This window comes from Streptomyces sp. NPDC001406, from assembly GCF_042895285.1.
GTDB lineage: Bacteria > Actinomycetota > Actinomycetes > Streptomycetales > Streptomycetaceae > Streptomyces.
Genome location: NZ_JBIAWG010000001.1, coordinates 119,603 through 133,396 on the forward strand (window position 1 = coordinate 119,603; position 13,794 = coordinate 133,396).

The window sequence follows — 13,794 nt, forward strand, 5'->3', positions numbered from 1 at the left end:
CGCGGCGGCTCACGTCTCCACCCCGGTGTTCCCGGCGGTGATCAGCACGCCGAGGCCGCCGCCTCCGCCGAACGCGGCGAGGGTGGCCGTGCCGACGTTGAGGACCAGCGCCGTGCGCACGCCGGCCAGGATCGGCGGGACGGCGAGGGGGAGTTCCACGTGGGCCGGCCCACCTGGCGAGGACATGCCGATGCCGCAGGCCGGCCGCATGCGGGCGCCGCGGTTCATGTCTCCACCGCCAGTCCGCGTGGTCGCAGCAGCAACTCGGCCAGTGAGGCCAGCCAGTCGACCAGCAGGGCGAGGGTGACGGTGAGGACGGAGCCCAGGATCAGTACCGGCATGCGGCGGGTGGTGATTCCGGCGGTGATCAGCACGCCGAGGCCGCCGCCTCCGCCGAACGCGGCGAGGGTGGCCGTGCCGACGTTGAGGACCAGCGCCGTGCGCACGCCGGCCAGGATCAGCGGGACGGCGAGGGGGAGTTCCACCCGGGCCAGCACACCCGGCGAGGACATGCCGATGCCGCGGGCCGCTTCGAGCAGGGTCGGGTCGTTCGCCTTCAGGCCCGTGACGGTGTTCGCGAGCACCGGCAGCAGGGCGTAGGCGGTGATGCCGATCAGGGCCGCCTTCATGCCGGTGCCGAGCCAGATCACCAGCAGGGCGAGCAGCCCGATCGCCGGTGTCGCCTGGCCCGTGTTGGCCATCGCCATCACGACCGGGGTGGCCCGCCGGAATGCCGCGCGGGTCAGCAGGATGCCCAGCGGGATCGCGATGACCAGCACGAAGAAGGTCGAGATCACGGTGAGTTCGACGTGCTGCCACAGGGCCTTGGACACCTGGCCGCCGGACAGCGCGTTCCGGGAGACCGCGTCCAGGTCGGCCCGCCGGAACCACAGCAGGGTCGCCAGCAGGACCGTCGTCAGCACGGCCGGCATGACGGTCAGCTTCCGCCAGGTGAGCCGGCGGCGTGGCCGGGGCGGCGGGGTCCGGGGCCCTTTCTGGCCGACGGCATCCGCGGACTCGGTCCCGGCCGTCGGCTCCTCCGGCCCGGCTGGGCCTTCCCGCGAATCCAGGCGGCCCGGGGTCGTCACGGCGTGCTCTTCCCTCCGCCGTCCGCCGACCGGTCGGCCGCCAGTAGTTCGTGCACGGAGTGCATCAGCGTGCCCACGTCGACGACACCCGCGTACTCCCCGTCGGCCCCGGTCACCGCGACCCGGCCCGCGCTGTCCGTCAGCAGCGCCTCCAGCGCGTCCCGCAGCGTTGCGTCCCGGGGCACGGTGCGCCGCACCGGTGTGCCCGTGCGCGCCGGCGAGTCCCCTGACCGCAGGAGGTCGCCGCGCCTGAGCCAGCTGCCGGGGCGGCGCTGCCGGTCGAGGAGGAGGATCTCGTCCGTACCGCTTCCCCGCAGCCGGTCGAGGATCTCGTGCAGCGGGGTGTCCTCGGTGGCTGTGGGACAGCCGGCGATTGCCATGTCCCTTACGCGGGTCAGATTGAGTCGCTTGAGCGCCGCCCCCGCGCCCACGAACCCGGACACGAAGTCGTCCGCCGGGCCGGTGAGGATCGCCTCCGGGGTGTCGAACTGGGCGATGCGCGAGCGCTCGCGCAGCACCGCGATCCGGTCACCCAGTTTGATCGCCTCCTCGAAGTCGTGGGTGACGAAGACGATCGTCTTGTGCAGCTCGCGCTGGAGCCGGATCAGCTCGTCCTGGAGGCGGTCGCGGGTGATCGGGTCCAGCGCGCCGAACGGCTCGTCCATCAGCAGGACCGGCGGATCGGCGGCCAGGGCCCGGGCCACCCCGACACGCTGCTGCTGGCCACCGGAGAGCCCGCGCGGATAGCGGTCGTGGAACTCGCCGGGGTCGAGACCGACCAGGACGAGCATCTCCTCCACCCGCCGCCTGATCCGTGGCGTCGGCCAGCCGAGCATCCGCGGTACGAGCGCGATGTTCTGGGCGGCGGTCAGGTGCGGGAACAGCCCGGACGACTGGATCGCGTACCCGACGTTCCGGCGCAGCCGCACCGGGTCCATGGCGGTGACGTCCGCGCCGTCGATCCGGATACGGCCCCCGGTCGGCTCGATCAGCCGGTTGATCATCCTCAGGGTGGTCGACTTGCCGCAGCCGGACGGGCCGACGAGTACGACGGTCTCACCCGCCCCGATCTGCATGGTCACGTCGTCCACGGAGGGGTCCGTGCTGCCCGGGTAGCGCTTGGTGAGGTGCTCCAGCTCGATCGAGGCGCCGTGCGTGCCGGTGCTGCCGCCGGATTCGGCCACGGATCCGCCCGGAAGCTCAGCCATGGACACCCCTGGAATCAGCCACGGATCCCCCTGGAAATGGAATCAGCCACGGATCCCCCTCGAAATCGTCAGCCGTCCGACCAGCACGTACGCGGCGTCGAACAGCAACGCGAGGACGACGATCCCGAGCGTGCCCGCGAGCACCTGGTTGAGCGCGTTCCTGCTGCCCAGGGAGGCGATCCCGCGGAAGATCTCGTTGCCCAGACCCGGCCCGGAGGCATAGGCGGCGACGGCCGCGATGCCCATCAGCATCTGGGTGGAGATCCGGATGCCGGTCAGGATCGGCGGCCAGGCCAGCGGCAGCTCCACCCGCAGCAGCCGTGCGCGGCGCGACATGCCGATGCCGCGCGCCGCGTCCAGCAGCACCGGATCGACTCCGCGCAGGCCCACCACCGAGTTCCGCACGATCGGCAGCAGTCCGTACAGCGTCAGCGCGATCACCGTCGGCGGCACGCCAAGGCCCACGGCCGGGATCAGCAGGCCGATCAGGGCGAGGGACGGAATGGTCAGGACCGTGGCGGTGGCCGTGGTGGCGAGGTTCGCGGCCCATTCGCTGCGGTGGGTGAGGACCCCGATCAGCACTCCGAGCAGGGTCGCCACGACCATGCACTGGAAGACGACACTGGCGTGTTGACAGGCGTCCGTGAGCAGCTGCTGGTGCCGGTCGCCCAGGTACTCCCAGAAGCCCACGCCCTGCTCACCCCCGGGTCGGTCGGGTCAGGTTCCGTCCCGGTCCTCCGCCGCCTGCTCCACCAGCGGGATGATCCGCAGCGGGACGGGGTTCTCCATGACGATCGCCGTGGAGGCCCGGACGATGCCATCAAAACCGACAACCCGGTCGATCACCCGCTGGAGATCGGCGTTCGAGCGGGCCACCAGTCGGCACAGCATGTCCCCGGTGCCCGTGGTGGTGTGCAGCTCCAGCACCTCCGGCACGGTCGCCAAGTGGGCCCGGACGTCGGGGCCTTGTCCCTGCCGGATCTGGAGCGTGGCGAACGCGGTGACCGGATAGCCGAGGGCCGCCGGATCGACCTGCGGTCCGAATCCGCGGATGACTCCGTTCGACTGAAGCCGGTCGAGGCGCGCCTGCACGGTCCCCCGGGCGACCCCCAGCCGACGTGACATCTCCAGGACCCCGAGCCGTGGCTCCCGGGCCAGCAGCAGGATGATGCGCCCGTCCAGATGATCGATCGCCACGTCGTCTCCCGGGTTGGTCATCCTGTACAGAAGGTCCGCCGATACGGCCGTAGTACTGAACATATTGCTCAGTCGATACGGAAACTATTGCGCACCTTGCAGAGCGGAGCCAGTCTTCCGCCATGACGCAGACCACACACCACACTCCCGACACCGCCCGGCAGGCCGACCCCTTCCCGGTCAAGGGAATGGACGCGGTCGTCTTCGCCGTGGGCAACGCCAAGCAGGCGGCGCACTACTACTCCACCGCCTTCGGCATGAAGCTGGTCGCCTACTCCGGACCGGAGACCGGCAGCCGCGAGACCGCGAGCTATGTCCTGGAGAACGGCTCCGCCCGCTTCGTGTTCACCTCGGTCGTCAAGCCGAGCAGCGACTGGGGCGCCTTCCTCGCCCGGCACGTGGCCGAGCACGGCGACGGCGTCATCGACCTGGCCATCGAGGTCCCGGACGCGCGCCGGGCGTACGCCTACGCGATCGAGCACGGCGCCCGCTCCGTGGCCGAGCCGTACGAGCTGAAGGACGAGCACGGCACGGTCGTCCTCGCCGTGATCGCCACGTACGGCGAGACCCGCCACACCCTCGTCGACCGCTCCGGCTACGACGGCCCGTACCTCCCCGGCTACGTCGCGGCCGCCCCGATCGTCGAGCCGCCCGCCCGCCGCACCTTCCAGGCCATCGACCACTGCGTCGGCAACGTCGAACTCGGCCGGATGAACGAGTGGGTCGGCTTCTACAACAAGGTCATGGGCTTCACGAACATGAAGGAGTTCGTGGGCGACGACATCGCGACCGAGTACAGCGCGCTGATGTCGAAGGTCGTCGCGGACGGGACCCTGAAGGTCAAGTTCCCGATCAACGAGCCGGCCATCGCCAAGAAGAAGTCCCAGATCGACGAGTACCTGGAGTTCTACGGCGGCGCGGGCGTCCAGCACATCGCGCTCAACACGAACGACATCGTCGAGACGGTACGGACCATGCGCGCGGCCGGAGTCGAGTTCCTGGACACCCCCGGCTCGTACTACGACACCCTCGGCGAGTGGGTCGGCGACACCCGTGTCCCGATCGACACCCTGCGCGAGCTGAAGATCCTCGCCGACCGCGACGAGGACGGCTACCTCCTGCAGATCTTCACCAAGCCGGTCCAGGACCGCCCGACGGTCTTCTTCGAGATCATCGAACGGCACGGCTCGATGGGCTTCGGCAAGGGCAACTTCAAGGCCCTGTTCGAGGCGATCGAGCGCGAGCAGGAGCGGCGCGGAAACCTGTGACCCGCCCGGGTCCTGCGAGTGCCTCGGGGGCACCCGCAGGACCCGACACCCTCCGACTCACCGTCGCGGTGCCTTCGCGTCGTCGAACACGGGCTCCTCGGCCGACGGCTCGCCCAGCTCCCGCAACGCCGCCTTGGCCGCGGGCGCCTGCAGGGGCGAGAAGTACGGACTGATCCGCAGCGCCTCCTCCAGGTGCCGCCGGGCCGGTCCCTCCAGCTCCAGCTCCCGCTCGATCATGCCCCGGTGGAACGCGTACAGGGCGCTGCGCACTCCGCCGCCGTTGACCTTGTCCGTGGCGATCTCGGCGTACTCCAGCGCCTTCTCGGCGTCCCCCGCCCGGTTCAGAGCCCACCCCAGCGCGTCCGCCACCTCGATCCCCGGCTGCCGCTCCCACTCGGCCTCCAGCCGCTGTACGGCATCCTGCGGGTTGCCGTGGTCCGCCTCGAACTGCCCGAGCACCAGCTCGTCGTCGACCCCGCCCGCCGTGTCCTGGGCCACCCGCACCCGCAGCAGGTCGTACTGCACCCGGGCCTCCGGCCGCTGCCCCAGCGACTCGTACAACTCGCCCAGTTCCAGGGCGTACTGGGGGCTGGGCCGGTTGGCGAGCGCCTCCTGGTAGGCGTTGAGGGCCTCCTGTGTGCGGCCCAGCGCGGCGAGCGCCCGGGCCCGCCCGGCCAGGGCGGTCGCCTGGCCGGGGTCGAGACGCAGGGCCGCCTCGAAGTGCCGCAGCGCGTCCTCGCGGTCGCCGCGCTCCCAGGCCAGCTGTCCCGCCTGCTCCAGATAGACCGCCTGCTCGGTGGGCGTCCGCGCGGCCGCCGAGGCGTCCGCCAGCTGTGCCGCCGCGTCCTCGCGCCAGCCCCGGTCGCGGTAGACGGCGGCCGCCTGCGCCATCACGGCCGGCCGCCGGGCGGCATCGACCTTCAGCCCCACCAGCTTCTCCAGCGTCTCCCGGGCCGCCTTGTAGTCGCCGAGGCCGGTGTACGCGTCGATCAGCAGCGGATACGTCGACCACCGCTTCGGCTCCGCGTCCAGCGCCTGCTCGCCCCAGCGCTTGGCTTCGGCGAAGTCCCGGCGCGCGTTCGCCAGCGCGGCCATTCCGCCGAGCGCCGGCGCGCTCTGCGGGTTGTCCTCGCCCAGCACCCTGAGCGAGGTCCGCAGCGCCCGCTCGGCCCTCGGGAAGTCCGCGGCGTCGGCGGTCCGCCGCCCCTGTTCCACATAGGACGTGCCCAGCACGGCCCAGGCCGGCGCGTCCTGCGGATGTCTCCGCAGATGCCTCTCCTGCTGCCCGATCAGCGCGGCCAGATCGGGCAGCGCGGCCGGCACCCCCGCGTTGACCGCCGTCAGCGCCTGCGGCCCGGACCCCGGCACCGGCGGCCTGGCCCGGGGCGGCGAGGGGAGCAGCATCAGGACTCCGCCGACCGCGGCACCGGCCGCGACGCCCGCCGCGACCGAGACGATCAGTGCGCGCCGCAGCCTTCGGGAGCGGCGGGGCGGCTGCTCCGCCAGCAGGGACGTACCCGGGCGGGACTGTTCGTTCTCCATGGCGCTCACTGTGCGCTAATACGACAAGCCATACGGTCAGCTCAAGGCGCGTCACGGACGGGGTTCACACCGATGGCCGCGGGTGCGACGCTGTGATCATGAGCCGTATCCAAGCCGCACCCGACGAAGCCCAGGGAAACCTCGGCGACCGGCTCCTCGCGGGCCTGCCGGCCGAGGCGGTCCTCACCGATCCCGACGTCACCGCCTCGTACGCCAATGACATGGCGAGCTTCTGCCCGGCGGGCGCACCGGCCGTGGTCGTCCTGCCGCGCACGGTCGAACAGGTCCAGCACGTCATGCGGATCGCCACCGAACTGCGTGTCCCGGTCGTTCCGCAGGGCGCCCGCTCCGGTCTGTCCGGCGGCGCCAACGCCTCCGAGGGCTGCATCGTGCTGTCCCTCACCAAGATGGACCGCATTCTGGAGATCAGCCCGGTCGACCGGATCGCCGTGGTCGAGCCGGGCGTCATCAACGCCACCCTCTCCCGCGCGGTCGAGGAACACGGTCTGTACTACCCACCGGACCCCTCCAGCTGGGAGATGTGCACCATCGGCGGCAACATCGGGACGGGCTCCGGCGGACTGTGCTGTGTGAAGTACGGGGTGACGGCCGAGTACGTCCTCGGCCTGGACGTCGTGCTGGCCGACGGCCGTCTGATGTCCACCGGCCGCCGCACGGCGAAGGGCGTCGCGGGCTATGACCTGACCCGTCTGTTCGTCGGCTCCGAGGGCTCGCTCGGCATCGTCGTGCGGGCCGTCCTGGCGCTGAAGCCCAAGCCGCCGCAGCAGCTCGTGCTCGCCGCCGAGTTCGCCTCCACGGCCGCCGCCTGCGACGCCGTGTGCCGGATCATGGCGGGCGGCCATGTGCCCTCCCTGCTCGAACTCATGGACCGTACGACGGTGAAGGCGGTCAACGACCTCGCCCACATGGGCCTGCCCGAGTCGACCGAGGCCCTCCTCCTCGCCGCCTTCGACACCCCGGACCCGTCCGCCGACCTCGCCGCCGTCGGCGCGCTGTGCGAGGCCGCCGGTGCCACGCAGGTGGTCCCGGCCGAGGACGCCGCCGAGTCCGAACTCCTCCTCCAGGGGCGCCGGCTGTCCCTCACCGCCCTGGAGGCGGTCAAGGGCACGACGATGATCGACGACGTGTGCGTGCCCCGCTCGCGGCTGGGCGAGATGCTCGAAGGCATCGAGCGGATCGCCGGGAAGTTCGGGCTGACCATCGGCGTCTGCGCCCACGCCGGGGACGGCAACACACACCCCACCGTGTGCTTCGACGCGCAGGACCCCGACGAGTCCCGGCGGGCCCGGGAGTCCTTCGACGAGATCATGGCCCTCGGCCTGGAACTCGGCGGGACCATCACCGGCGAGCACGGCGTGGGCGTCCTGAAGAAGGAGTGGCTGGCACGGGAGATCGGCCCGGTCGGGGTCGAGATGCAGCGCGCGGTGAAGCAGGTCTTCGACCCGCTGGGCATCCTCAACCCGGGCAAGCTGTTCTGAGCCCGCCCGCCGGCCGTCACCGGGCGAGCAGTTGGTCGAGCGCGTCGTCGATCCCGAGCTGCCAGGCCTCGGTTCCCGGGGGCACCACGCGCAGCGTCCGCTCCAGCCACGCGGACACCTGCGCGGCGGGCGCTTCGAGAAGGGCGTCGCCGTCGGGCGAGCTGAGCGCGACGAGGACGACGCTGCGGCCCTCCGTCTTCGTCGGCCACACCCGTACGTCCCCCTGGCCGCATGCCCGGAACACTCCCTCCACGAGGAGCTCGCGGGCGAACGTCCAGTACACCGGGTGCTCGGAGTTGATGTGGAAGGTGATGTGGACGGCGTACGGGTCGGCGGTGCGGTAGCTGAGCCGGGCCGGGACCGGGATGCTGCGCTCCGGCGACAGGACGAGCCTCAGCTCCAGTTCGCGTTCCACCACGGTGGAGTGCATGGCGTCGGTTTCCTCTCTCGGTCGGGTGTGCGGGGCCGTGCGGCCGGCCTCGCACGAGGGGAGAGGACGTAAGGGCGCGATCATTACGCGGGTTCGGAGAATTTTTTTCCGACTCTGTGAAGCGGGTGCACGTCGTTGCCCGGAAAGGGGCGGGTCCGGCGGGACTGGCGGTGGGAGTTGCGCACGTCTGATAGATGTGGAGCCCCTATACGACCCCCGAGCAGATACGGGACGACGGACATGAGCGCCCCAACCCCGGCCCCCGGCGACGACCGGCCCCGCGAAGGGTATTACCCGGACCCGTCCATTCCTGGATATGTCCGGTACTGGAACGGTGCTGCCTGGGTGCCGGGCACCAGCCGGCCGGCGCCGCTGGACGGCGAACCGCTCAGCTCACCGTCCGGCGGGCGCCCGGCCGCTCCCGCCGTGGAGGAGACCGGCCCGCACTTCTTCGACGAGGATCCGCAGCCGGAGCCCGGCTGGGGAGCCGACCGGGCCCAGCAGTCCGGGTTCGGCGGCGACCAGGACCGGCGCGTGTCCTGGGGCGCCGATCCCAGGGTCCCCGCGGACCCCCCGTCCCAGCCGGACGGCGCCTCCGTCCACACCGACGGGACGGCGACGATCCCTCCGGCGGACTCGTCCGACGTGCCGTCCGACGGCACCTTCGTCTTCCGCAGGCCGACCGCGTCCTCCGACGCCAACCCCCCGTTCCGCGCGCCCTCCCCGCGCACGGGTCAGCAGGACGGGGCGCCGGGGGCGCAGGCCGGAAGCACGCAGGCCGGAAGCACGCCGGGCTCCCCTCGCCCCGGATTCGGTGCCGGCAAGGCCGCCGCGGACCGTGCTGCCGCGGCGCAGGCCGAGGCGGCCCGGGCGGCGGCAGGGGCGCCGGTCGCCCAGGCGTCCGCTCCCGCTCCCTCCGTACCCCAGCAGTCGGGCGGCGCAACTCCCATGGCCAGCGGTGCCGGTGGCGGGCAGTCCTCCTGGGCCCAGCAGGTGCACCGGCTCGCCGGAGCCGGGGACGACCAGCCCGTGGTGCCGTGGAAGCCGCCGGTGGAGGACCCGTTCCAGGAGGTTGTCCGGCGGCAGGCGGCGGCGCGGCCCGCGGGACTCGGCAGACGGCTGGCCGCCCGGCTCATCGACAGCCTGGTCGTCGCCACCCTGACCGCCGCGGCCGCCGTGCCGTTCGGCGGCAAGGCGGTCGACCACATCCAGGGGAAGATCGACGAGGCCAGGCTCTCCGGCCGCACCGTCACCGTCTGGCTGCTGGACGGCACGACAGGGACGTATCTCGGCATCGTCCTCGCCGCCCTCCTCGTCTCCGGCCTCCTCTACGAGGTGCTGCCCACCGCCAAGTGGGGCCGCACCCTGGGCAAGAAGGTGTGCGGTCTGGAGGTCCGGGACATCGAGGCGCACGAGCCGCCCACCTTCGGCCTCGCCCTGCGCCGCTGGCTCGTCTGCACCGTCCCCAGCCTGCTCGGCATCGGACTCGTCGGCCTCGCCTGGTGCGTGTTCGACCGCCCGTGGCGCCAGTGCTGGCACGACAAGGCGGCGCACACCTTCGTGGCAAGCTGAGCCGGTCCCCCGTACGGCGGCCCGCCGGATGCGGTGCCGGGTTCTTCGCGGTCCACTCGGGCCATGAGCACCGAACCGCCCCCCGGCTCAGGACAGCAGCCACCGGAAGAAGACCCGTTCAGGAAGCAGCCCCCACCGGGCCAGGGGGCGGGCTCGCCGTACGACACCCCATCGGGCGAGGGTGAGGGCCAGGGCCCGGGTCCGGGGCCGGGGCCCGGTTCGGGTTCGCCCTATGACACCCCGCCAGGTCAGGGACCGCCGGGTCCGGGTTCGCCGTACGACGTCCCGCCCGGCGGCCAGCCCCCGCCCTACGGCGGAGGCCCGTACGGAAGCGGCGGCACCCCCGCCGACCCGCTGGCCGGCATGCCCCCGCTCGCCGACAGCGGCAAGCGCACGCTCGCCCGCATCATCGACATGGTCCTGGTGGGCATCGTCGTCTGGCTGGTCACCCTGATCTTCCGGGTGAACGAGCTCCAGATGAGCAGCGACCGGATCGAGGTGGGCAAGGGGTTCGCGCAGTCGATCATCGTCGCGGTGCTCTATGTGGCCTACGACACGCTCCTGATCGCCAAGACGGGACAGACCCTCGGCAAGAAGTGGCTGGGCATGCGGGTGGCCAACCTGGAGGACGGCTCCACGCCCTCCACCCAGACGTCGCTGACCCGCGCGCTGGTCCTGTGGATCCCGTTCGCCTTCTGCTGCGCGTGCATCTGGACCGCGATCGCCGGCGGCTGGAGCTTCTTCGACAAGCCCTACAAGCAGGGCCTGCACGACAAGGCCGCCAAGACCGTGGTGGTCAGCACCGGTTGAGAAGGCGCCACACAGGCGGCGGGCCCGTAAGTCTCACGGACCCGCCGTCCTGGGCTGTCAGGGAGCGCTCGGCTCCCGTATCGGCTCGACCGTGGCGGCCACGGGCTCCCGCGGTGCGGGCACCCGCTGCTGGACGACCGGGGCGGGCTGCGGTGCCGCGACCGTACGCGTCCTGGGCAGTGGCACCGTCATGGCGACCAGCAGCCCGAGGGCGAGGGCCGAGAACGCGATGACCGCGATCCCCAGACCCGAACTCGTCTGTGACAGCAGCAGCATGGCGAGGGTCGAGAAGATCACGGTGCAGGAACCGTAGGCGAGCTGTGCGGCAGTCGGACGAGGCATGGCAATCGTGTCCTCGGAAGATATTGGGGGTGAGACGGGTAACCGGCCTGGCTTTCCGCCGACTTCCGGGCGTTCCACCATTCGACTCTAATCGCGTGCATGCCCGAGTGGAACGGCCGGTAAGCGTGACCTAACCCACGGTACCGGTGCACAGGGGGCGCACGGAGTCATGGGGTCCGCCAAGTGGACGGACTCGCGCGCCCGTCAAGTCGTATGCGAGGCGTTCGTAAAGCGAACTCCCGCTCCGCATAGTGCACTTGTCCTGTTCAAGTCAAGGTCTGTCTTTTCTTTTAAACCTCTAGTCAAATGTCGTCACTTGACTACACGCGTTGATCAGGCGCGCACGGACCTCTCCATGACCAGGACCCCCTTCCGTGTGCCCGGACGCGGGGGAGGAAGCAAGTGATCAGCAGACCCTGGACGTTCAGAGCGGCCGCGATCGGTGTGGCACTCGCGGCGGCCACCGCCACGTTCTCGACGTTCGCCGTGGCGGAGGCCGGTACGACGGCCAAGTCCGCTGCCGCGAACCGGCACGACCCGGCGCCGGTGAAGCAGCAGGAGCACAACCTCGACGGTCCGCTCAGCAAGACCCAGGAGGCCCAGCGCCAGGAGGCCCTGAACCAGGTCATATCCGGCGAGGCCAAGGTCAAGAACCGCAACGGTTCGCAGGTCGTCCAGCTCAAGAGCAAGAAGGGCGACAGCAAGTACGTCGAGCTCGGCCGCGAGAAGACCGACAAGATCTTCACGATCCTGGTGGAGTTCGGCGACCAGACCGACCCGAAGTACGGCGGCACGGCCGGCCCGCTGCACAACAAGATAGCCGCGCCGGACCGGGCCAAGGACAACTCGACGGCCTGGCAGAAGGACTACAACCAGAAGCACTTCCAGGACCTCTACTTCGGCACCGGCAAGAAGACCGAGTCGATGAAGAAGTTCTACGAGAAGGAGTCCTCGGGCCGCTACTCGGTCGACGGCGAGGTCGCCGACTGGGTCAAGGTCCCCTACAACGAGGCCCGTTACGGCAACAACGCCTGCGGCTCCACCAACTGCCCGAGCGTGTGGAACGTCGTCGGCGACGGCCTGAACGCCTGGGTCGCCCAGCAGAAGGCGGCCGGCCGCACCGACGCCCAGATCAAGACGGACGTGGCGAAGTTCGACCAGTGGGACCGCTACGACTACGACGGCGACGGCAACTTCAACGAGCCCGACGGCTACATCGACCACTTCCAGATCGTGCACGCCGGTGAGGACGAGTCCGCGGGCGGCGGAGTCCAGGGCAAGGACGCGATCTGGGCCCACCGCTGGTACGCCTTCGGCACCGACGCCGGCGCCACCGGCCCCACGGGCAACAAGCTGGGCGGCGCGCAGATCGGCGACACCGGTGTCTGGGTCGGCGACTACACCATCCAGCCGGAGAACGGCGGACTCGGCGTCTTCGCCCATGAGTACGGCCACGACCTCGGTCTGCCGGACCACTACGACACCACCGGCGGCGACAACTCCACCGGTTTCTGGACCCTGATGTCCTCCGGTTCCTGGCTCGGCCGGGGCAAGGACTCCATCGGCGACCTGCCGGGCGACTTCAGCGCCTGGGACAAGCTGCAGCTCGGCTGGCTGAACTACGACACGGCCAAGGCCGGCAAGCAGTCCACCCACAAGCTGGGCGTCGCCGAGTACAACACCTGGGACAAGCAGGCCCTCGTGGTCTCCCTGCCCGACAAGGCGGTCACCACCACCATCGTGACCCCGGCCGAGGGCGCGACCCAGTGGTGGAGCGGCAGCGGTGACAACCTCAAGAACACGCTGACCCGTTCCGTCGACCTCACCGGCAAGTCCTCGGCCACGCTGAGCATGGACGGCTGGTACGACATCGAGGCCAACTACGACTACCTCTACACCGAGGTGTCGACCGACGGCGGCGCCAACTGGACCGCCCTCGACGGCACGGTGGACGGCCAGGCCATCCCGCGCGACGCCAGCGGCGCCCCGGCGCTGACCGGCACGGTCGACGGCTACAAGAAGCTGTCGTACTCGCTGGACGCCTACGCGGGCAAGAAGATCGACGTCCGCTTCCGCTACGCGACCGACGGTGGCGTGGCCCAGAAGGGCTTCGCCGCCGACGAGATCACGCTGACCGCCGACGGCGCGACCGTGTTCTCCGACAACGCCGAGTCCGCGGACGCCGCTTGGACCGCGAACGGCTTCTCCCGCATCGGCGCGTCCTTCACCAAGGACTACGCGCAGTACTACATCGCGGAGAACCGCCAGTACGTGTCGTACGACAAGACCCTCAAGGTCGGCCCGTACAACTTCGGCTTCTCGACGACCCGTCCGGACTGGGTGGAGCACTACCCGTACCAGAACGGTCTGCTGATCTGGAAGTGGGACACCTCCCAGGCGGACAACAACACCAGCCAGCACCCGGGCGTCGGCCTGGTCCTGCCGATCGACGCGCACCCGAAGGCGCTGAAGTGGGCCGACGGCACGCTGATGCGCAACCGCATGCAGGCCTACGACTCGCCGTTCAGCCTGTACGGCACGGACGGCATCACGCTGCACAAGGCGGACGTCGCGACCAAGATCAAGTCGTCGAAGGGCGTGTCGGTCTTCAACGACCACACGAGCACCTACTACGACGAGTCGAACCCGACCGGTGGCGTCAAGATCACTGACACCAACACCAAGATCAAGATCGTCAAGGAGGCCAAGAATGGCTCCACGATCTTGCTCCAGGTCGGACCCGCGGTGAAGTAGTCCGCGTTTTCGCAGGTCAGAAGCGTATCGGCGGTGACCCCCTGGCGGGTCGCCGCCGATCGTGTTTAGGTGCGTCCTGTGGCT

The 13,794-nt window shown here is 70.6% G+C and carries 13 protein-coding genes; 5 read left to right on the forward strand and 8 right to left on the reverse strand.

From position 1 onward, the window contains the following. Window positions 1-9 precede the first annotated feature (9 nt). From ACFY1J_RS00505 to ACFY1J_RS00525, 5 genes are read right to left on the reverse strand one after another with little or no spacing between them, the layout of a single operon-like run. On the reverse strand, window positions 10-228 hold the full coding sequence (locus ACFY1J_RS00505) for a hypothetical protein (RefSeq protein ID WP_390730322.1): 219 nt from the start codon (window positions 226-228) through the stop codon (window positions 10-12). Continuing rightward, complete coding sequence (locus tag ACFY1J_RS00510) at window positions 225-1,088, reverse strand: ABC transporter permease (protein ID WP_390706861.1); 864 nt, start codon at window positions 1,086-1,088, stop codon at window positions 225-227. Before ACFY1J_RS00510 ends, ACFY1J_RS00505 begins: the two co-directional genes overlap by 4 nt. Further along, on the reverse strand, window positions 1,085-2,296 hold the full coding sequence (locus ACFY1J_RS00515) for an ATP-binding cassette domain-containing protein (RefSeq protein WP_390730323.1): 1,212 nt from the start codon (window positions 2,294-2,296) through the stop codon (window positions 1,085-1,087). The genes ACFY1J_RS00510 and ACFY1J_RS00515 overlap by 4 nt, the downstream gene beginning before the upstream one ends. Window positions 2,297-2,338: 42 nt before the next feature. Next, on the reverse strand, window positions 2,339-2,986 hold the full coding sequence (locus ACFY1J_RS00520; RefSeq protein WP_390706859.1) for an ABC transporter permease: 648 nt from the start codon (window positions 2,984-2,986) through the stop codon (window positions 2,339-2,341). 27 nt (window positions 2,987-3,013) lie between these two features. Next, window positions 3,014-3,493, reverse strand: coding sequence for an Lrp/AsnC family transcriptional regulator (locus tag ACFY1J_RS00525; RefSeq protein WP_316754041.1), 480 nt, complete (start codon window positions 3,491-3,493; stop codon window positions 3,014-3,016). 122 nt (window positions 3,494-3,615) lie between these two features. Between ACFY1J_RS00525 and hppD the strand changes: the two genes are divergently transcribed. Further along, on the forward strand, window positions 3,616-4,761 hold the full coding sequence (gene hppD / locus ACFY1J_RS00530) for a 4-hydroxyphenylpyruvate dioxygenase (protein WP_390706858.1): 1,146 nt from the start codon (window positions 3,616-3,618) through the stop codon (window positions 4,759-4,761). Between the two features lie 57 nt (window positions 4,762-4,818). On the opposite strand, the gene ACFY1J_RS00535 is transcribed toward hppD, so the two are convergent. Then, window positions 4,819-6,303, reverse strand: coding sequence for a tetratricopeptide repeat protein (locus ACFY1J_RS00535; protein WP_390706857.1), 1,485 nt, complete (start codon window positions 6,301-6,303; stop codon window positions 4,819-4,821). Window positions 6,304-6,395: 92 nt separating this feature from the next. Between ACFY1J_RS00535 and ACFY1J_RS00540 the strand changes: the two genes are divergently transcribed. Continuing rightward, window positions 6,396-7,802: an FAD-binding oxidoreductase gene (locus ACFY1J_RS00540; protein ID WP_390706856.1), complete on the forward strand. Its 1,407-nt coding sequence runs from the start codon at window positions 6,396-6,398 to the stop codon at window positions 7,800-7,802. A 16-nt stretch (window positions 7,803-7,818) separates the two neighbouring features. Here ACFY1J_RS00540 and ACFY1J_RS00545 read toward each other — a convergent pair whose 3' ends face one another. Continuing rightward, the gene (locus ACFY1J_RS00545; RefSeq protein WP_390706855.1) at window positions 7,819-8,232 is read right to left on the reverse strand and encodes an SsgA family sporulation/cell division regulator; all 414 of its coding nucleotides are present in this window, start codon (window positions 8,230-8,232) and stop codon (window positions 7,819-7,821) included. 240 nt (window positions 8,233-8,472) lie between these two features. Here ACFY1J_RS00545 and ACFY1J_RS00550 point away from each other — a divergent pair, with 240 nt between their 5' ends. Both ACFY1J_RS00550 and ACFY1J_RS00555 read left to right on the forward strand, forming a co-directional pair. Then, entirely contained in the window at window positions 8,473-9,804 is a 1,332-nt protein-coding gene (locus ACFY1J_RS00550) for an RDD family protein (protein WP_390730324.1), read from the forward strand. A 63-nt stretch (window positions 9,805-9,867) separates the two neighbouring features. Next, on the forward strand, window positions 9,868-10,614 hold the full coding sequence (locus ACFY1J_RS00555; protein ID WP_390706853.1) for an RDD family protein: 747 nt from the start codon (window positions 9,868-9,870) through the stop codon (window positions 10,612-10,614). 57 nt (window positions 10,615-10,671) lie between these two features. Here the strand turns inward: ACFY1J_RS00555 and ACFY1J_RS00560 are convergent, their stop codons facing one another. Beyond that, the gene (locus ACFY1J_RS00560; protein ID WP_263209233.1) at window positions 10,672-10,956 is read right to left on the reverse strand and encodes a hypothetical protein; all 285 of its coding nucleotides are present in this window, start codon (window positions 10,954-10,956) and stop codon (window positions 10,672-10,674) included. 402 nt (window positions 10,957-11,358) lie between these two features. Here ACFY1J_RS00560 and ACFY1J_RS00565 point away from each other — a divergent pair, with 402 nt between their 5' ends. After that, a complete protein-coding gene (locus tag ACFY1J_RS00565) occupies window positions 11,359-13,710 on the forward strand; it encodes an immune inhibitor A domain-containing protein (protein WP_390730325.1) in 2,352 nt (783 codons plus the stop codon). The last annotated feature ends 84 nt before the right edge of the window (window positions 13,711-13,794 follow it).